We start from the raw sequence: 19070 nt of genomic DNA on the forward strand, positions 1-19070 counted from the left end.
GGGGGACGCGGCGGCAGGGCGCAGGCCCGTGCCACCATCTCCCGGTGGACGACCGCGGCACCTCCCTGACCCCGCTCGCCGGCGGACACTCAGGGCGTACGTTCCTCAGTGACGTCGCCGGTGAGCGCGCCGTGGTGCGCGTCTACCCACCCGGGGAGCCGCGTGGCGAGGTGGCCCCGGAGATCGACGCGGCGGTGCTGCACCTCGTGCGGGGTCTCCTCCCGGTGCCCGCGGTGGTGGAGGTGCGTCGCGCCGAGCCCGCCCAGGGCCTCCCCGGGCTGCTCGTCACGGAGTGGCGGCCGGGGGAGCGCGGCGACCTCGTGGTCACCGACCTCGCCGCTGCCGGCGACGTCGAGGGTCTGTCCCGTCTCGGGGCGTCGCTGGGGCACGTTGCCGGCACGCTCGCCGGGATGCCGATGGTCCGGCCGGGTCCGTTCGTCGGCGCGGACCTGGCGCTGGGAGAGTTCCCGCACGGCGGGCTGGCGGAGTGGGTGGACCTGCACCTGGGCGCGTGGTCCGAGCAGGACCGGTCGCGACTGCGTGGGGTCGCGGACGACGCCCAGGACCTCCTCGACACGGTAGGCCGCGCGTGCCTCGTGCACAGCGACCTCAACCCCAAGAACGTGCTCGTGGATCGACGTACGCTGACGGTCAGCGCCGTGCTCGACTGGGAGTTCTCCCACGCGGGGCACCCGTGGACCGACGTCGGCAACCTGCTGCGCTTCGAGCGCCACCCCGCCTACGTCGAGGCCGTGCTGGCCGCCTGGACCGACCTCCGTGGCGGGAGCCCGGACGACCTCCGCGACGGGGCCCGCGCGGCCGACCTGTGGGCCCTGGCCGAGCTGGCCTCCCGCCCGGCGGCGAACCCCGTCGCCGAGCGGGCGGACGCGCTCCTCCGGGCGGTGGCACGCACGGGCGATCTGCACGCGCCCCCACCCACCACGGCGGCGCGCCAGGAGTGACTCCGGCACGCCGGAACGGCTAGCCTCGCGCCATGACGGGGCGTACGGCGACGAGGGCAGGGGCGACGGCGTTGCTCCTCGGCGGCTGGGCAGTCCTGCTGCGCGGGCTCTACCTGTTGCCGCGCACCACCGTCCCGGAGTACGACCTCGAGGCGGGTGGGCGCTTCGCGATGTCGATCGACGTCTACCTCCCGGCCCTCGCCCTCTCCCTGCTCCTCCTCGTCGTGGGGCCGTTCGTCGTCCTGCGACGTCACGGGAGCATCGGTGGGGTGGCGGCGTCGGCGACCGCGGCGGTGTTCCTGGGATGGGTGTCGCAGCAGGACGCGCTCCAGTCCTACGTGCCGGACCTCGACGGTGCGATCCTCATGGCGTTCGGTCTCGTGGCCGCCGCGTTCTTCCTGTACCTGCTCGAGATCGTCGCTCGGCCCGCGACCCGCGAGGAACCGTCCGCCGAGGTCGCAGAAGACGGGCTGCGCGACCCGGTGTGACGGGTCCGGTCGCTCCACCATGCTGAGCGTGGCCCGAGCGTGGCGCCCCGGTTGGACTCGCGGGCTCGTGCGCGCGTAGTCTTAAGCGTTGCGCCAGTCGTCCGCCGGGGTTCCATACCGAGCGAACCGGGGCTCGCCGCGTCGCCGTCAGTGATCCGTCACCGTCGGTGACCAGTGAAACAGGCGGCTGCGTGCGTCCGCACGACTTCATCCATCCAAGGAATCACTTCCCATATGACCATGCTCTCGACTCTTCCGGACTACGACGCCCCCCAGGTGGCTGTCAACGACATCGGGTCCGAAGAAGACTTCCTCGCGGCAATCGACGCGACCATCAAGTACTTCAACGACGGCGACATCGTCGAGGGGACCATCGTCAAGGTGGACCGCGACGAGGTCCTCCTCGACATCGGCTACAAGACCGAGGGCGTCATCCCCTCGCGCGAGCTGTCGATCAAGCACGACGTCGACCCCAACGAGGTCGTTTCCGTGGGCGACAAGGTCGAGGCCCTGGTCCTCCAGAAGGAGGACAAGGAAGGCCGTCTGATCCTGTCCAAGAAGCGCGCCCAGTACGAGCGCGCCTGGGGCACCATCGAGCAGGTCAAGGAGGAGGACGGCGTCGTCGAGGGCACCGTCATCGAGGTCGTCAAGGGCGGCCTCATCATCGACATCGGCCTGCGCGGCTTCCTGCCGGCCTCGCTCGTGGAGATGCGTCGCGTCCGCGACCTGCAGCCCTACGTCGGCCAGGTCCTCGAGGCCAAGATCATCGAGCTCGACAAGAACCGCAACAACGTGGTCCTGTCGCGCCGCGCCTGGCTCGAGCAGACCCAGTCCGAGGTCCGCCACGGCTTCCTGACCCAGCTTCAGAAGGGCCAGATCCGCAAGGGTGTCGTCTCCTCGATCGTCAACTTCGGTGCGTTCGTGGACCTCGGCGGCGTCGACGGCCTCGTCCACGTCTCCGAGCTCTCCTGGAAGCACATCGACCACCCGTCCGAGGTCGTCGCCGTGGGCGACGAGGTCACCGTCGAGGTCCTCGACGTCGACATGGACCGCGAGCGTGTCTCCCTGTCGCTGAAGGCGACGCAGGAGGACCCGTGGCAGCACTTCGCCCGGACCCACCAGATCGGCCAGATCGTCCCGGGCAAGGTCACCAGGCTGGTGCCCTTCGGTTCGTTCGTCCGCGTCGAGGAGGGCATCGAGGGCCTGGTGCACATCTCCGAGCTCGCCGAGCGCCACGTCGAGATCCCGGAGCAGGTCGTCCAGGTCAACGACGACGTCATGGTCAAGATCATCGACATCGACCTCGAGCGTCGCCGGATCTCGCTGTCGCTCAAGCAGGCCAACGAGACCGCTGCCGCGGCCGACGTGGAGGAGTTCGACCCGACCCTCTACGGCATGACCGCCACCTACGACGAGCAGGGCAACTACGTCTACCCCGAGGGCTTCGACCCCGAGACGGGCGAGTGGCTCGAGGGCTTCGACGACCAGCGCGCCATCTGGGAGGACCAGTACGCCAAGGCGCACGCCCGCTGGGAGCAGCACGTCAAGCAGCAGGCTGAGGCGAAGGTTTCCGCGGCCGAGGCGAGCGAGGCCACGTCGTACTCCTCCGGTGGCGACACTGAGGATGAGACCGGTGGCGACACCGGCGGTTCGCTGGCGTCCGACGAGGCGCTGCAGGCGCTCCGCGAGAAGCTCACGGGCGGCCAGGCCTGAGCGGCTGACCACCACGCACGACCCGTACGACACGACGGCCCCCCGGGACTCCCGGGGGGCCGTCGTCGTGTCAGGGCGGGTCCGCTACAACTGGCACATGACTGGACGTGGCACCTCGGCACTGGTCCTCGGCGGCGGTGGGATCACCGGCATCGCCTGGGAGCTCGGCATCCTCACCGGCCTGGCGGAGGCGGGGGTCGACCTCACGGACGCCGACATCGTCGTCGGCACGTCCGCCGGATCGGTGGTGGGCGCCCAGGTCACCAACGGGCAGCCGCTCGAGGACCTGTACGCCACCCAGCTCGAGCCCGCCGACGACGAGCTCGGGGGTCGGCTGTCCAGGATCGCCGCGCTCAAGCTGGTCCCTCCCTACGTCCTCCCCGGCAGTGGCCGCGACAAGCTCGCCCGGGTCGGTCGCGTCGCGCTGGCATCGCACGCCCCCGGCAGCGTCGACCGCGAGTCCGTGATCCGCTCCCGGCTCCCGGTCCGTGACTGGCCGGACCGCGACCTGCGGGTCACCGCGGTCGACGCCGGGAGCGGCGAGTTCACGGTCTTCACGCGTGACTCCGACGTGGACCTGGTGGCTGCCGTGGCCGCGAGCTGCGCCGTGCCCACGGTGTGGCCGCCGGTGGAGGTCGGGGGCCGCACCTACATGGACGGTGGGATGCGCTCGACCGCCAACGTCGACGTCGCCCGCGGCGCCGAACGGGTCGTCGTGCTCGCGCCGCTGCCGCGATCGATGAGCAAGAAGGTGTCCATCCGCGCCCAGCTCGAGCGGGTCGGACCGCGCGCCTGGTCCGTGGTGACGCCGGACGCGGAGGCCCTCGCGGCCTTCGGGCGCAATCTCCTGGACCCGTCGAAGCGCAAGGGCGCCGCCGTGGCGGGGCTCCGCCAGTCGCGGATGCTGGTCGACCAGCTGCGCCGCGTCTGGGACGCCTGATTGGTCTACGTGCCGGCCAGCAGCTCCGGGAGGACGTCACGGCGGACCTTGCCGGTCGCCGTCATCGGCAGCTCGGGGACGACGAGGTAGTCCTTGGGCCGCTTCGCCGGTGCGAGGACCGTGCGCGCATGGGACGTGAGGTCGTCGGTGGAGACGGTGCCGACGATGGCGGCGCAGACCCGCTGGCCCCACTCGGGGTCGGGGGCGCCGAAGACGGCCACGTCGACGACCCCTGCCACCTCGCGCAGCGCGTTCTCGACCTCGAGGGGGTAGACGTTCACCCCGCCGGAGATGATGAGGTCCGTACGGCGCCCGTCGAGGTGGAGGTAGCCCTCGTCGTCGATGCGGCCCACGTCGCCGACGGTGAACGCCGGGCCCGCCGGCGTGTCCCGCCATGACTGCGCCGTCTGCTCGGGGGCACCGAGGTAGGTGAAACGAGCGTGGGACGGGACCGCGCACCAGATGCGTCCGTCCTCGTCCGTGCTGAGCGTGCGGCCGGGCCGGGCGCGCCCGACGGTGCCCGGCCTGGTGAGCCACTCCTCGGAGCGGCAGGCGGTGAACTGGCCCTCGGTCGAGCCGTAGAACTCCCAGGTGGATCCCTCGGGGAACAGCTCGACGAGTCGCTGCTTGGTGGCCGGAGGGCACGGGGCACCGGCGTGGGCGACGAGCCGGAACGACGACAGGTCGGGTACGCCGACCTGGTCCCAGTGCGCGAAGAGCCGCTGGAGGTGCGTCGGCACGCAGAACACGGTGGTCGGTCGCTCGGCGGCGATGGCCGCCGTGACTCGCACGGGGTCGAAGCGCCCCGGCACCACCAGCCGTCCGCCCGCGAGCACCGTCCCCATCGCGAAGCGCAGCGGCGCGGAGTGGTGCAGAGGGCTGAGCACGAGGTTCACGTCGTCGGCGTCGAAGCCCCACAGCTCACGCTCCTCGGCGACGAGGGCAGCGGCGTCGTCATCATCGAGCAGCCCCGAGTACACGCCCTTCGGGGTTCCGGTGGTTCCGCTGGTGCAGTGGATCGGCCGACCGCGCGGCAGCGACCTGCTGCGCCCCGCCCGGTCCGCCAGCAGCTCCTCGACCCCGGACGCCTCGGTCACCAGCAGGTCGGGGGTCAGGGGCGCCAGGATCCGGGTGCGCTCGGCCTCTGTCAGCGCCGGGTCGAGCGGGATCGGGAAGATCCCGTCGGCGAGCAGTGCCAGCACCAGGTCGACGTACGCCGCCGAGCCGGGCACCAGCAACGCGACGCGGGAGCCTGCGACGAGCGGAGACGAGGAGCGCGGCACACGGAGATTCTGCAGGGTGGGCGTGCCGACCGCAGAGCCCCGTGCGTCCGGGGCGCGCCCGGGAGTGCAGGAGGAGCGTCAAAGCTGGGGGAGCGAAGCGCAGGAGGGTGTGGGCGCGACGACGAACGAGCGCGTTGCGAGCGCCGCGGACACGCGCCGAAGCGAAGCGAGGCGCCATCCAACCCGCCTCAGGCGCGCGGGACCAGGTGCTGGCGGAGGTCGACCTCGCCGAGGTCGTCGAAGCGGTGGGTGGTGGAGGAGGGGCCGGCGAAGCGGTCGTGGCGGACGTAGCTGACCAGCACGGTGAAGAGGGCGGTCAGGACCAGGAGGGCGATGATCGTGTTCATGGCACCAATCATGCGCTCGCGTCGTTCCTGCCACCAGTGGCAGGAACGACAGTGATGGTTGATTTCCTGCCACCGGGGGTGCAGGGTGTCCCCATGAAGAAGGTCGCGGTCGTCGTCCAGGAGAAGCCCGAGCCGTTCGGGCTCGGCGCGTTGTGCGAGGTCTGGGCCGAGCCCTACCACCCCGAGGACGACAACCCGGTCTTCGACTTCACGGTCGTCACGCCCACCCCGGGCCGACTGCGCACGCGCGCCGGCTTCGACCTGGTCGTGGAGCACGGGCTGGACGAGGCCGCGGACGCGGACCTCGTGTGCCTGGCACCCAAGAGCAACCACCGTGGCACCTCGCCCGAGGTCTCGGAGCTGCTGCGTGCCACCCATGCCCGCGGCGCGATGATCTTCGCCCACTGCTCGGCCACGTTCATGCTGGGGGAGGCCGGCCTCCTCGACGGGCGGCGCTGCACCACGCACTGGCGCTACGCCGCCGAGCTGGCCGAGCGCTACCCCGAGGCGATCGTCGACCCCGACGTGCTCTACGTCCAGGACGGCACCATCGTGACGGGCGCAGGCTCCGCTGCCGCCCTCGACGCGGCGCTCCACGTCATGCGTCAGCAGTTCGGGGCCAAGGTCGCGGCCGCCACGGCGCGACGGATGGTGGTGCCTCCGCACCGCGACGGCGGGCAGGCGCAGTTCATCTCGCGCCCAGTCCCGGTGTGCGAGTCCGAGGCCCTCGCCCCGCTGCTGGCCTGGATCAGTGCCAACCTGTCTGAGGAGCTCGACGTGGAGACCCTCGCGAAGCAGGTGCACATGTCGGGTCGCACCTTCGCGCGGCGGTTCAAGGAGGAGACCGGCACGACGCCCTACAGCTGGATCCTCGGCGAGCGGGTCCGGGCCGCTCAGGAGCTGCTCGAGCAGACCGACCACTCGATCGACTGGGTCGCCGGCGAGGTCGGCTTCGGCAACGCCGCCACCCTGCGCCACCACTTCGGCCGGTCGCGCGGCGTCAGCCCGCAGGAGTACCGCCGGACGTTCCGCACGCCCGCCTGACGGCCGGGTGTTCCACGGCATCGAGGTCTGGGCGGCGTCGGTGCCGGACCTCGGTAGCCTTGACCGCGTGAACGCGACTGCGCTGGCCGACCTGTCCGCCGACGACCTCGCCGTGCTGCTCGAGGAGCAGCGCGCGGCCTACGAGGAGCTGCGGAAGCGTGGTCTGAAGCTCGACCTGACGCGGGGCAAGCCGTCGTCCCAGCAGCTCGACCTGGCCGACGACCTGCTCCGGCTGCCGACGTCGACCACGGACTCGCGCGGCGTCGACGTACGCAACTACGGCGGGCTGGAGGGGCTCGCTGACCTGCGCGAGATCTTCGCCGAGCTGCTCTGGGTCGAGCCCGAGCAGATCGTGGCGGGTGGCAACTCCAGCCTGACGATGATGCGCGACTGCCTCGTCGACCTGATGCTCTTCGGCGCCGTCGACTCCGAGCGCCCGTGGGGCAAGGAGGAGACCGTGCGCTTCGTGTGCCCGGTTCCGGGCTACGACCGCCACTTCACCCTGCTGGAGAGCCTGGGGATCGAGATGGTGACCGTCCCCATGCACGACGACGGTCCCGACGTCGACGCCGTCGAGGCCCTCGTCAGGGACGACCCGTCGTTCAAGGGGATGTGGGTGGTGCCGACGTACGCCAACCCGACCGGCGCGATCGTCAGCCAGGACGTCGCGGCCAGGCTGGCCGCGATGTCCACCGCGGCCGCGGACTTCAAGGTCTTCTGGGACAACGCCTACGCCCTGCACCACCTGACCGAGGACGAGGCCAAGAGCGCCGACATCCTCACCCTGGCCTCGGCGGCCGGGCACCCGCACCGCCCGATCATGTTCGCCTCGACGTCGAAGATCACCTTCGCCGGTGCCGGCGTCGCCTTCCTCGCCGCGTCGACCGCCAACGTGCAGTGGTACCTCGGTCACCTCGGCAACGGCTCGATCGGCCCCGACAAGGTCAACCACCTGCGTCACGTCGAGTTCTTCGGCGACGCCCAGGGCGTGCGCGACCACATGGTGCGGCACCGGGAGATCATCGCGCCCAAGTTCGCGGAGGTGGACCGGGTCCTCACCGAGCGCCTGGGCGGTCGCGGGATCGCGACCTGGAACGCCCCCACGGGCGGCTACTTCGTCAACCTCGACGTGGTGCCGGGCACTGCGAGCCGCGTGGTCCAGCTGGCCAAGGAGGCAGGGGTGGCGCTGACGCCGGCCGGGTCGTCCTTCCCCTACAAGCAGGACCCCGAGGACACCAACATCCGGCTCGCTCCGACGATGCCGCCGATCGCGGAGGTCACCGAGGCCATGGAAGCCGTGGCGACCTGCGTGCTCCTCGCGGCGGCGGAGCAGGCGACCGGTCGGGTGAGCGCCGGAGCCTGAGTCGTCACGCAGCGGCGGGCTCGCGACGCAGCCCGCCCCGGACCAGGTCGGCGTACCTCCCGCCGAGGAGGAGCAGCTCCTCGTGGGTGCCGAGCTCGACGACCCGTCCCCGGTGCAGCACCGCGATCTGGTCGGCGTCACGGACCGTGGAGAGGCGGTGCGCGATGGTGATCGTGGTGCGGGTCCGGGCGACGTCCTCGAGGGTGCCCAGCAGGGCCCGCTCGGTCTCGTTGTCGAGGGCGCTCGTGGCCTCGTCGAGCACCAGCACCGCCGGGTCGCGCAGCAGGGTGCGCGCGATCGCCAGGCGCTGCTTCTCGCCCCCCGAGAACCGGTGCCCGCGGGAGCCGACGACGGTGTCGTAGCCCTCCGGGAGCGCAGCGACGACGTCGTGGATGCGCGCCTGCCGGCAGGCCTCCTCGATCTCGGCGTCGATGGCGCCGGGACGGGCGTGGCGCAGGTTCTCGCGGACCGTGGCGTGCATGAGGTACGTCTCCTGGCTGACGACGCCGACGAGCCTCGCGAGGTCGGCCAGGCCGATGTCGCGCACGTCGACCCCGTCGATGGTGACGCGACCCGACGTGACGTCGTGCAGGCGGGGGACCAGGGAGGCGAGGGTGGACTTGCCGCTGCCGGTCTCGCCGACCAGCGCGAGCGTGGAGCCCGCGGGGACGACGAGGTCGACGGCGCTCAGCACCGGCCGGTCGTCGTCGTAGGCGAACGCGACGCCCTCGAACCGCACCTCGCCGGCCACCCCGGCACGCGGGAGGGCGGTCGGGGTGACCGGCTCCGCGATCTCGACCGGGAGGTCGGCGTACTCGAAGATGCGGCTGAAGAGCGCGAGCGAGGACGTGATGTCGACGCCGACGTTGAGCAGGCCCATCAGGGGTCGGAACAGGGTGCCCTGCAGGGCCACGAAGGCGACGAGCGTGCCGATCGTCATGCCGCCGGACGTCGCGGGGAGGCCTGCGGCCAGGTAGACCACAGCGGGCACCGCCGCGAAGACCACGTTCATCGTCGCCATCCGCCAGCGGCCGGCGAGGCGGGAGCGGATCTCGAGCCCGACGAGGTCCGCGGAGGTCTCCTCGAACCGTGCGGTCAGCCGCGGCGAGGCGCCGAGCGTCTTGGTGAGCAGCACGCCGCTGACCGAGAGTCCCTCCTCGATCTGGACGTGCAGGTCGGCCAGGCGGCGCTGCCGCTCGGCGGTGACCCGGTGGCGCATCCGTGCGACCTGCCGGGTCAGCAGGACGGCCGGCGGCAGCACGACCAGGGAGAGCAGCGCCAGGCGCCAGCTGAGGGCGACCATGGCGATCGAGGTGCCGACGACCACGGTGAGGTTGGCGGCGACCGCGGTGGCGGTCTGGGTGACGACGCCCTGCATGCTGCCGATGTCGTTGACCAGCCGCGACTGCACCTCGCCACCGCGGGTGCGGGTGAAGAAGCCCAGGGACTGGCGCTGGAGGTGTGCGAACAGGTCGCTGCGCAGGCGGTGCATCACGCGCTGCCCGACGGAGGTGGAGAGCCAGGTCTGCACGACGCCGATCACCGCGCTGGCGACGGCGACGCCCAGCATGGCTGCCACGCACAGGAGCAGCAGGCGCACGTCCTGGCGGGGGAGCGCCACGTCGATGACGTGGCGGACGAGGAAGGGCTGGGCCAGCGAGACCACCGAGCTCAGCACGATGAGCGCGACGACGACCGCGAGCGTGCCCCGGTGGGGCGCGAAGAGGCGGGCAATGCGCCGCAGGGAGACGGGGGAGTCCGCGAGCTGCCGCAGGTCGGCGGGGTCGGGACGGCCGCTGCGGGAGCGGCGGGGACCGGGAGTGCGGTCATCCACGCGACCAGCTCCTCTCTGGAGGGGGAAAGGTGGGGTAACCTCACTGTGAGGTTGCAACCGACGCAAGGACGGAGGTATTCCGTGGCCCCACCCGAGACCGAGCACGAGGTGCACGCCACCGGTGACCTGGTGATGGCGCTGGCGCGCCGCGTGCGCCGGGCCTACGCCGACGCGCTCGCGGAGTGGCACGTCACCCCGTCGCAGTCACGGGCGCTGCGGGTGCTGTCGGCGCAGGCCGGGGGCACGCGGCCTTCCGCGCTGGCGGACGTCCTCCGCATCGCCCCGCGCTCGGCGACCGAGGTCGTCGACGCCCTCGAGGAGCGCGGCTGGGTGGGCCGCTCCGCGGACCCCACCGACCGCCGGGCCACCCTGATCACCCTCACCCCGGACGGGCTGGACCTGGTGGCGAGGATCGAGGACGTGCGGCGGGACGCCTCCGAGCAGGTCCTGGACGTGCTGAGTGCCGAGCAGCGTCGTACGCTCCACGGCATTCTTCGGATCGTCGTGGGGGAGGACCAATGAGCGTGCGGGTGGGACTGACCGGCGGAATCGCCTCGGGCAAGAGCACCGTCTCGGCGATCCTCGCCGACCTCGGTGCGGTGGTCGTCGACGCCGACCTGCTCGCGCGCGAGGTGGTGGCGCGCGGCACGGCGGGGCTGGCCGCGGTCGTGGCGGAGTTCGGTGGGTCCGTGCTGACGCCCCACGGGGACCTCGACCGGCCGGCGATGGGCGCGATCGTCTTCGCGGACCCGGCCGCTCGCAAGCGACTGGAGGCGATCATCCACCCGCTCGTCCACCAGCGCGGCGCCGAGCTCGAGGCGCAGGCCCCGGCCGACGCGGTCGTCGTCCACGACATCCCGCTGCTCGCCGAGGGCGGCCGCGCGGGCTCCTTCGACGCGGTCGTCGTCGTCGACGTCCCGACGCAGGTCCAGGTCGAGCGCATGGTGCGCGACCGGGGCTGGTCGCGCCAGGACGCCGAGGCGCGGATCGCGGCCCAGGCCAGCCGTGAGGACCGGCTCGCCCTAGCCACCCACGTGATCGACAACACCGGCTCGCTCGAGGAGCTCAGGGCGCGCGTCGAGGAGGTCTACGCCGACCTCCTTGCCCTGGCCTGACGTTTCCCGGTCGAGCCGTCATCGCGGGTAGCCTCCCGGGCGTGCGTGCGCTCCGACCCCGTCTGGCCGTCCTCGCAGCAGGTGTCCTCATGGTCACCGCCTGTGCGGCGGGCTCCGGTGACGGCAGCGGCCCCGCCGGCTCGTCCAGCCCGACCGTCTCCTCGGACGAGCCGACCGCGACGGAGAGCCCCGAGGACCCGAACACCCCGACCTCCTGGGGGCCGACGATCGGCGAGGTCGAGCAGGCGCAGCAGCTGGTCAGCACCTGGTCCCCGGACCAGCTGGCCGGTGGGGTGATCGTGGGCCGCTACCACGGCACCGACCCCGAGGAGCCGGCTGCGATGGTGCGTGAGCTCCACCTCGCAGGCGTCTCGGTCACCTCCGACAACGTCACCGACCGCGACCAGGTGCTCGCCACGACCGCGGCGGTCACGGAGGCGGCGGCGCAGGACGGTCGCGACTTCCCACCGGTCATCGGCGTGGACCAGGAGGGTGGCTACGTCTCGCACCTGCGCGGCATCGCCACCGACTTCCCGCACTTCCAGTCGGCCGGCCTGGCCATCCAGGGCGACCTGCGCACGGGCCGCAAGGTCACCCGCCTCGCCGCACGCGCCACCGGCTACGAGCTGCGCGACCTCGGCTTCACCTGGGTCTTCGCGCCCGTGGCCGACGTGACCATCGGCGCTGCCGACCCGACCATCGGCGCCCGCTCGGCCTCCGAGGACCCGAAGGTCGCGGCGCTGGCGACGGCGTACGCCGTGAAGGGCTACGACTCGGCCGGCATCGTGTCGACCGTCAAGCACTTCCCCGGTCACGGCACCGCGACGACCGACAGCCACGACGTGCTGCCCGTGGTCGACTCCACGCTCGAGGAGATCCGCGCGCACGACCTGCCGCCCTTCGAGCTGGCCATCGCCAAGCACGCGCCGGCGGTGATGATGAGCCACCTCGACCTCACCTCGATCGCGCCCGACGTTCCCGCGAGCATGGCGCCCGAGGTCTACGACCTGCTGCGCGACGACCTCGGCTTCGAGGGCGTGACCATCACCGACTCGCTCGGCATGGGGGCCGTCGGTGGGCGTCCGACCCCGGCGCTCCAGGCGCTCCAGGCCGGTGCCGACCTGCTCCTCATGCCGGTGGACAACGCCACCACGCACCAGATCATCGTGGACGCGGTGGAGTCCGGCGAGCTCTCGCGCGCCCGGATCGAGGAGGCCGCGGCTCGGGTGGTCGCCCTCCAGATGTGGCAGGCCCGGATCGCAGCGAAGCGGCCTGTGCCGCCCGACGTCGTCGAGCAGGCACAGGCCGCGAGCGCGGACCTGCTGTCCGCGGCGTACTAGCTCGGGTCAGGCCGCGAGGTCGGGGTCGCCGGCCCGGCGGAGCTTCTGCAGTGCCTCTCGCTCGAGCTGGCGGACCCGCTCGGCGGAGATGCCGTGGCGGGCACCGATGTCGGCGAGCTTGTGCTGGCGGCCGTCGGCCAGGCCGTAGCGGGCCCGGACGATGTCGGCGGAGCGCTCGTCGAGGATGCCGACGAGGTCGTCGAGCCGCTGGCGGGCCTCGGCGTCGAGGACGTTGAGGTCCGGCCCTGGAGCAGTCTCCTGCGCCATCAGGTCGCCCAGCGAGGTGTCGCCGTCCTCGTCGACCGGGGTGTCCAGCGAGACGTGCTCACGGCCCCAGCTCATCAGGTCGAGGACCCGGTCGAGGTCCATGCCCAGCTCGGTGGCGATCTCCTGCGGCTCGGGGTCGCGGCCGAGCTGGCGCTCGAGCGTGCGGCGCGCCGAACCGACCTGGTTGAGCTCCTCCACGACGTGCACGGGAAGGCGTACGACGCGGGCCTGCTGCGCGATGCCGCGGGTGATGGCCTGCCGCACCCACCAGGTGGCGTACGTCGAGAACTTGTAGCCCTTGGTGTAGTCGAACTTCTCGACCGCACGGATCAGGCCGGTGTTGCCCTCCTGGATCAGGTCGAGCATCGGCATCTGCGAGCGGCCGTACTTGCGCGCGATCGACACGACGAGGCGCAGGTTCGCCTCGATGAAGCGGTCGACGGCGAGGCGGCCCTGCTCGGCGAGCCACTCGAGCTCGGCCTCGCTGGCGCTCATCGGCGCACCGCCCTTGCGGCGGCCGACGCGACCGGTGTCGAGGAGGTGCTGGGCCAGCAGGCCCGCCTCGATGGTCTTGGACAGCTCGACCTCGGTCTCGGCGTCGAGCAGCGGGGTGCGGGCGATCTCGTCGAGGTAGAGACCGACGCTGTCGCGTCCCTCGATCTCACGAGTCGTGGTGGTGGTGGTGCGCTTGGCCTGTGCGGTGCTCATCTTCGTCCTCCTGCTCTCGTGCGATCACCCCGTGTCGCACACCTGTTCCAACACCTGTGTTCGATGCGAGATTCCCGATCGGATGGCGGTGCCTTCATCTGCACTGACGAGCCAGTGCCTGCGGGAGTTGCACGAATCACGAACTCTCAGGGACTTCTCAGGGGGTTCCCCGGAGGGACGGTGCTCATGCGGGGACGCACGCGGCGCCCCTCCACAACCTGGGCGAGGATCTGTGGACGAGACGGGTCCGCCTGTGGAGCGCGGACGAAGTTCTGTGGGCAACCCTGTGGGACCCGGAGTTTGTTCGGCCAAGCCCTTGCGGGCCGGGTCCGCGGAGGCATAGAACTCTCCCTACCGAGACCGCCTCCGGGCGGGGTCGGGGATCGGATCGGACAAGCAGCACCACACGGCGACTTGCTCGCCGCGCAGGCCTGGTGACGGGGACTGTGGGAGCTGGGCGGCCGGTTCGGTGGACCGGACGTCACCTTCCCGGTCGATCCGAGGGGCTCCTGATGCTCATACCATCGGGAGCCCCTCACCCTATTTCCCCCAGCGGGCGGCATCCATGCTGCCGTCCGCGCCTCCCCGGGGCAACGACGTCCGGGTGAACGCTGGGCCGACTGACGACGTCGACCACCGGGCCGGGGCGAGGTGGACGGCTCGCCCCGCAGGAGCGCCGAGCCCTCAGTCCTCCGCCGGCGGCTCGGGTCGGTGCAGCGCCGGGTCGTCGACCTTGAAGCTGCGCACCGGTCCGGGCGGAGTCTCGGCGGTCTCGAAGCGCACGGTGACCACGCCGGACCCGGACCCCCACACCCACCCGGCGCCCAGCTCGTCGTGCACGACGTCGGCGCCCGGGGGCCAGGTGCGGCGCGGGGGCTCCGGCAGCGCGACCTCGACCTCCTCCTCGGCAGGGGCCTCACCGAAGAGGTCCTCCTGCACCCAGTCGGCCAGACCGGAGACACCGACACCCAGCAGCCGGACGCCACCGGTGGTGTCGAGGTCACCCAGCAAGGAGCGGGCCACCCGGGCGATGGTGCCGCCGTCGTCGGTGGGGCTGGACAGGGTCGTGGAGCGGCTCAGCGTGGTGAAGTCGTACATCCGCACCTTGATGGTCACGGTCCGGCCGGAGTAGCCGCTCTTGCGCAGCCGTGCGCCGACGTCGCGTGCCTGGCGCGTGAGCAGTCCCTCCATCAACCGGCGGTCGGTGAGGTCGGAGTCGTAGGTGCCCTCCACGCTGATCGACTTGGTCTCCCGCTCCGCGACGACCCTCCGGTCGTCGCGCGCGCGGGCGAGCTGCCACAACCCGTGGCCCTGGGCATTGCCCAGCAGCCGGACCAGCTCGTCCTCGCTCATCCGCTCCAGGTCGGCGATGGTGTGGATCCCGGCGCGGCGCAGCCGTTCCGCCGTGGCGGGGCCGACGCCCGGGATGACCGCGACGTTCATCGGGCGCAGCAGCTCGAGCTCGGTGCCGGGCGGGACCACGGTCATCCCGTCGGGCTTGTCGAGCTCGCTGGCGACCTTGGCGAGGAACTTCGACGACGCGATGCCGACGGTCGCCGTGAGGCCTCCGGTCACGTCGTGGATCCGCGCGCGCAGCTGCTCGCCGACCTCCGTGACCGTGTCCACCTCGAGGTCGGGGAGCCCGGCAGCGGCAAGGTCGACGAAGGCCTCGTCGAGCGACAGCGGCTCGACGAGGGGCGAGAGCTCGCGCAGCACGGACATGACCCGCGCGCTGGTCTCGCGGTAGGCGTGGAACCGACCGCCCAGGAACGCGGCGTGCGGACAGCGGGCCCGTGCCTCGCGGGTCGACATCGCGGACCCGACGCCGTACCTGCGTGCCTCGTACGACGCCGTGGCGACCACGCCGCGACCGCCGGTCCCCCCGACGATCACCGGCTTGCCGCGCAGTGACGGCTTGTCGCGCTGCTCCACGGCGGCGAAGAACGCGTCCAGGTCCACGTGCAGGATCGATGCGGTGCTGCGCATCAGCCGCGGCCCCGGGGGGCGGGCACCGTCGCGAAGGCCGTCACCCGGACAGTCTCTCAGCCCGGTCCCGGCCCACGAAACGTCCACAGGCACCCCGCCCCGCCCGTCGTCCACAGGTCGTCGCCCTCGCGGAGGTCGGGAGTCGGTGACCGCGGGCAGCGTCATGGCCATGACCTCGACCCACCACACCCCAAGCCCCGATCCCGAGCCCGATCCCGAGCCCGCCCCCGACCCGCCGCCGCACCAGACCACGACGCTGACCGCGCGCACCCCCGGCGACATCGCTGCCTTCGTGCCCGTCGCCCTCGGCTTCGTGCCGGAGCGTTCGGTGGTGCTCGCCAGCATCGGCCCGGGGGGTGGGATGCACGCTCGCGTCGACCTGCCGCACGACCCCGACGACGTCGACGACGTGGTCGAGGCGCTGGTCCGGCCCGCCCGCCGCCACGGTGTCCGCGAGGTCGTCGTGGTGGTCTACGACGACGACACGACGGTGGCCGACGAGGCAGCGTGGGCGCTCCACGAGGAGCTGACCGCCGTCGGGATCGGGGTCCGCGAGGTGCTCCGGGTGCACGACGACCACTGGTACGCCGTCCTCCCGGGCGCGCCGCTCCCGGCCTACCAGGGCGTGCCCTTCACCCTCGCCGAGCACCCGTTCACCGCCCAGGCCGTCTTCGACGGCCGCGTCACCCACCCGAGCCGGGAAGCGCTGCGGGCGACCATCGCGCCGGACCGGTCCGGCGGTCTGGCCACCGACGACCTGGTCGCGGCGTCTCCGCTGCCGCGGGGGGCGCTTGCCGCGCTGGCACGCCGGCACGTCGAGCGCGGCACGACCTTCACCCCCAGCGAGCTGGCTGCGGTCGCCGTCACGGTGACGTCGGGGGAGCGTCGTGACGAGGCGTGGGTCTGGCTCGGCCGACCACAGGCGCGGGCCGCCGTCGACCTGTGGTCCGACGCGGTGCGTCGGCTCCCGCTGTCCCACGTGGCCGGGCCGGCGGCCGTGCTGGCCTTCGCGGCGTGGCTGGTGGGCGACGGCGCCCTCGCGTGGTGTGCCGTCGACCGGTGCCGGGAGGCCCGCCCCGCACACTCGCTGGCCTCCCTCGTCGCACAGCTCCTGGAGACGGCAACCTCGCCCGACTCGTGGGAGGCGCTGCGGCCCGAGCCCGGTTCGACGGCCGACCCCGCCGCCTGAGACCCCCCGCGCGGGCGGTATCCGCCAGGCGGCGGCGTGGCTAGGGTGCCGTCATGGGAGAAGAGGTCGACCAGCAGGAGTTCAGCCGGGCTGACCGGACGCGGCACCGCGAGAAGGTCCGCCGCAACCTCGACGTGTTCGCCCGGATGCTCCGGGAGGCCCGGTTCGAGACCCACGACCCGATGACGGGCCTCGAGATGGAGCTCAACCTCATCGACGACGCGGGCGACCCGGCGCTGAAGAACGCCGAGGTGCTGGCGGCGCTGGCCGACCCGGACTTCCAGACCGAGCTCGGGCAGTTCAACATCGAGATCAACGTGGCGCCGGCCAGGCTCCGCGAGGGCGGCCTGTCCACCTTCGAGGCGAGCCTGCGCCGTTCGCTCAACACCGCCGAGGAGAAGTCCGCGGAGCTCGGTGCCCACCAGGTGATGATCGGCATCCTCCCGACGCTGGCCGAGGGGCACATGAGCCTCTCCAGCCTGAGCGCGAACCCGCGCTACAAGCTGCTGTCCGAGCAGATCCTGGCCGCCCGCGGCGAGGACATCACGATCAGCATCTCGGGCCGCGAGCGGCTGACCACGACCGCGGACTCGATCGTCCCCGAGGCCGCGTGCACGAGCACGCAGTTCCACGTCCAGACCTCGCCCGACCAGTTCGCCGCCTACTGGAACGCCGCCCAGGCGATCGCCGGGATCCAGGTCGCGGTGTCGGCCAACTCGCCGTACCTCCTCGGCAAGGAGCTGTGGCGCGAGACCCGCATCCCGCTGTTCGAGCAGGCGACCGACACCCGCAGCGAGGAGCTCAAGGCGCAGGGCGTGCGTCCGCGGGTGTGGTTCGGCGAGCGCTGGATCACCTCCGTCTTCGACCTCTTCGAGGAGAACGTCCGCTACTTCCCGGCGCTGCTCCCCATCACCGACGAGGAGGACCCGCTCCAGGTGCTGGAGGACGGCGGCACGCCGAGCCTCCACGAGCTCAAGCTGCACAACGGCACCATCTACCGCTGGAACCGGCCGGTCTACGACATCGCCGACGGGGTGCCCCACCTGCGCGTGGAGAACCGACTCCTCGCCGCGGGGCCGACCGTTGCCGACACCATCGCCAACGCCGCCCTGTGGTTCGGCCTGGTCCGCCACCTCGCCGAGAGCGAGCGGCCGCTGTGGTCGCAGATGTCGTTCTCCGCGGCCGAGGAGAACTTCCACGTGGCGGCGCAGCTGGGGGTGGATGCCCAGGTCTACTGGCCCGGCATCGGCCAGGTGCGGGCCACCGAGCTGGTCCTGCGGCGGCTGCTGCCGATGGCGCGCGCCGGCCTCGACTCCTGGGGCGTGCCGGGCGAGGAGAGCGACCGCTACCTCGGCATCATCGAGCAGCGGTGCCTGAAGGAGACGAGCGGAGCTGGTTGGTTCGTGGACCGCGTCCACGAGCGCGGTGGAGCAGACCGCTACGACGCCCTGCGCGCGACGCTCCTCGACTACCGCGAGCGCATGCACAGCAACGCGCCCGTCCACGAGTGGGACTGACCGCGGCGCTGCTCGCGACGTCCTCAGCCTCCTGAACGTCGGCGCAGCCGCCGCCACTCGCGGCGCACGCCCGACACGGGGTCGAACCAGCCCCTGCGGGTGACGACCACCAGCCCGACCGGCAGGCCGAGCGCGGACGCGGCCCACTGTGCCGGACCGAGCCACCGCAGGTCGTCGTCGTGCGGGCTGAGCTCGCCCGGGCGGGTCAGCCAGAGGTGGGGTCGGCTGCCCGGCGCGCCACGGAGGAGCGTCAGCACGACGTCGGCGCGCAGCCCGGCGTCCGGAAGGGGCGGCGCCTCCACGTGCCGCAGGCTGCACCCGGGTGCGCCCGCGTGCACGACGGTGGGGAAGCCGGACCGGCGGCGCGGCTCGGCCTGGACGAGCTCGAGCACGGCGGCGCGCAGGACCCGGTGGGTGTCGCGGTCGATCGGCGCCTGGAGGCTCACCCGCCCAGCCTGTCGCAGCCGCCCCGCGCCGACGCGCGTGTCCACAGGCTGCCCAAGCCCGGCCGTTTCCGTTACGGTGCCAGCAGGCTCACCGCACGGAGGCTGTGGCCGCGAGAGGAGACCCCATGGGCACCGTCGTCGTCGGATACGTCCCCAAGCCGGAGGGCGAGGCCGCCCTCAGCGCCGGCATCAACGAGGCCAAGCTGCGCGGCAGCAGGCTCGTCGTGGTGAACTCCCACCGCGGGGGGCAGGAGTTCGACGGCCCCAAGGCCCGCGCCGCTGAGGACGACCTGGAGAAGATCCGCGCGACGTTGGAGGAGTCCGGGGTCGAGCACGACATCCGCCAGCTCGTCCGCGGCTTCGAGCCCGCCGAGGACCTGATCAGCATCGCCGAGGCCAACAACGCCGAGCTGCTCGTCATCGGGCTGCGCCGTCGCTCCCCGGTGGGCAAGCTCATCCTCGGCAGCAACGCCCAGCGCGTGCTGCTCGACGCACCGTGCCCGGTGCTGGCGGTGAAGGCGCAGTAGC

The 19070-nt window shown here is 72.3% G+C and carries 18 protein-coding genes; 12 read left to right on the forward strand and 6 right to left on the reverse strand.

The window, feature by feature from the left end:
* Positions 1–44 precede the first annotated feature (44 nt).
* The 4 genes from ASC64_RS11225 to ASC64_RS11240 all read left to right on the forward strand — a co-directional run bounded on the left by ASC64_RS11225 (position 45) and on the right by ASC64_RS11240 (position 4103).
* Complete coding sequence (locus ASC64_RS11225) at positions 45–962, forward strand: phosphotransferase family protein (protein WP_056907612.1); 918 nt, start codon at positions 45–47, stop codon at positions 960–962.
* Between the two features lie 32 nt (positions 963–994).
* Positions 995–1450, forward strand: coding sequence for a hypothetical protein (locus ASC64_RS11230; protein WP_156385142.1), 456 nt, complete (start codon positions 995–997; stop codon positions 1448–1450).
* Between the two features lie 234 nt (positions 1451–1684).
* A complete protein-coding gene (gene rpsA / locus ASC64_RS11235; protein WP_056907614.1) occupies positions 1685–3163 on the forward strand; it encodes a 30S ribosomal protein S1 in 1479 nt (492 codons plus the stop codon).
* A 97-nt stretch (positions 3164–3260) separates the two neighbouring features.
* Positions 3261–4103, forward strand: a complete 843-nt coding sequence (locus ASC64_RS11240; protein ID WP_056907896.1) for a patatin-like phospholipase family protein — start codon at positions 3261–3263, stop codon at positions 4101–4103.
* Between the two features lie 5 nt (positions 4104–4108).
* Here ASC64_RS11240 and ASC64_RS11245 read toward each other — a convergent pair whose 3' ends face one another.
* Both ASC64_RS11245 and ASC64_RS22045 read right to left on the reverse strand, forming a co-directional pair.
* Positions 4109–5386 carry a class I adenylate-forming enzyme family protein gene (locus tag ASC64_RS11245; RefSeq protein WP_056907615.1) on the reverse strand — a complete coding sequence of 426 codons (1278 nt, stop codon included), beginning with the start codon at positions 5384–5386 and terminating at the stop codon, positions 4109–4111.
* Positions 5387–5574: 188 nt separating this feature from the next.
* The gene (locus tag ASC64_RS22045) at positions 5575–5733 is read right to left on the reverse strand and encodes a hypothetical protein (RefSeq protein WP_156385144.1); all 159 of its coding nucleotides are present in this window, start codon (positions 5731–5733) and stop codon (positions 5575–5577) included.
* Positions 5734–5826: 93 nt separating this feature from the next.
* Here ASC64_RS22045 and ASC64_RS11250 point away from each other — a divergent pair, with 93 nt between their 5' ends.
* Together ASC64_RS11250 and ASC64_RS11255 are read left to right on the forward strand one after the other, a co-directional pair.
* The gene (locus tag ASC64_RS11250; protein ID WP_056907616.1) at positions 5827–6777 is read left to right on the forward strand and encodes a GlxA family transcriptional regulator; all 951 of its coding nucleotides are present in this window, start codon (positions 5827–5829) and stop codon (positions 6775–6777) included.
* Between the two features lie 67 nt (positions 6778–6844).
* Positions 6845–8140 (forward strand): aminotransferase class I/II-fold pyridoxal phosphate-dependent enzyme, encoded by a 1296-nt coding sequence (locus tag ASC64_RS11255; protein ID WP_056907897.1) that lies wholly within the window; start codon positions 6845–6847, stop codon positions 8138–8140.
* A gap of 4 nt (positions 8141–8144) precedes the next feature.
* Here the strand turns inward: ASC64_RS11255 and ASC64_RS11260 are convergent, their stop codons facing one another.
* A complete protein-coding gene (locus tag ASC64_RS11260; protein ID WP_056907617.1) occupies positions 8145–9974 on the reverse strand; it encodes an ABC transporter ATP-binding protein in 1830 nt (609 codons plus the stop codon).
* A gap of 81 nt (positions 9975–10055) precedes the next feature.
* Here ASC64_RS11260 and ASC64_RS11265 point away from each other — a divergent pair, with 81 nt between their 5' ends.
* The 3 genes from ASC64_RS11265 to ASC64_RS11275 are packed head-to-tail and all read left to right on the forward strand — an operon-like array spanning position 10056 to position 12429.
* Complete coding sequence (locus tag ASC64_RS11265; RefSeq protein WP_235563679.1) at positions 10056–10496, forward strand: MarR family winged helix-turn-helix transcriptional regulator; 441 nt, start codon at positions 10056–10058, stop codon at positions 10494–10496.
* On the forward strand, positions 10493–11089 hold the full coding sequence (gene coaE, locus ASC64_RS11270; protein ID WP_056907618.1) for a dephospho-CoA kinase: 597 nt from the start codon (positions 10493–10495) through the stop codon (positions 11087–11089). Before ASC64_RS11265 ends, coaE begins: the two co-directional genes overlap by 4 nt.
* Before the next feature lie 41 nt (positions 11090–11130).
* On the forward strand, positions 11131–12429 hold the full coding sequence (locus ASC64_RS11275) for a glycoside hydrolase family 3 N-terminal domain-containing protein (RefSeq protein ID WP_235563681.1): 1299 nt from the start codon (positions 11131–11133) through the stop codon (positions 12427–12429).
* Positions 12430–12435: 6 nt separating this feature from the next.
* On the opposite strand, the gene ASC64_RS11280 is transcribed toward ASC64_RS11275, so the two are convergent.
* Positions 12436–13404, reverse strand: a complete 969-nt coding sequence (locus ASC64_RS11280; protein WP_056907620.1) for a sigma-70 family RNA polymerase sigma factor — start codon at positions 13402–13404, stop codon at positions 12436–12438.
* Positions 13405–14088: 684 nt separating this feature from the next.
* Positions 14089–15390: a DNA polymerase IV gene (locus tag ASC64_RS11285; protein ID WP_056907621.1), complete on the reverse strand. Its 1302-nt coding sequence runs from the start codon at positions 15388–15390 to the stop codon at positions 14089–14091.
* A gap of 169 nt (positions 15391–15559) precedes the next feature.
* On the opposite strand from ASC64_RS11285, the gene ASC64_RS11290 reads away from it, so the two are divergent.
* Together ASC64_RS11290 and ASC64_RS11295 are read left to right on the forward strand one after the other, a co-directional pair.
* Positions 15560–16579 carry a DUF4192 domain-containing protein gene (locus ASC64_RS11290; protein ID WP_162245796.1) on the forward strand — a complete coding sequence of 340 codons (1020 nt, stop codon included), beginning with the start codon at positions 15560–15562 and terminating at the stop codon, positions 16577–16579.
* A gap of 53 nt (positions 16580–16632) precedes the next feature.
* On the forward strand, positions 16633–18096 hold the full coding sequence (locus ASC64_RS11295; RefSeq protein ID WP_056907623.1) for a hypothetical protein: 1464 nt from the start codon (positions 16633–16635) through the stop codon (positions 18094–18096).
* Positions 18097–18119: 23 nt separating this feature from the next.
* Here the strand turns inward: ASC64_RS11295 and ASC64_RS11300 are convergent, their stop codons facing one another.
* Positions 18120–18542, reverse strand: a complete 423-nt coding sequence (locus ASC64_RS11300; protein ID WP_056907624.1) for a hypothetical protein — start codon at positions 18540–18542, stop codon at positions 18120–18122.
* Between the two features lie 125 nt (positions 18543–18667).
* Between ASC64_RS11300 and ASC64_RS11305 the strand changes: the two genes are divergently transcribed.
* Positions 18668–19069 (forward strand): universal stress protein, encoded by a 402-nt coding sequence (locus tag ASC64_RS11305; RefSeq protein ID WP_056907625.1) that lies wholly within the window; start codon positions 18668–18670, stop codon positions 19067–19069.
* The last annotated feature ends 1 nt before the right edge of the window (position 19070 follow it).

This window comes from Nocardioides sp. Root122 (assembly GCF_001425025.1).
Classification (GTDB): domain Bacteria; phylum Actinomycetota; class Actinomycetes; order Propionibacteriales; family Nocardioidaceae; genus Nocardioides.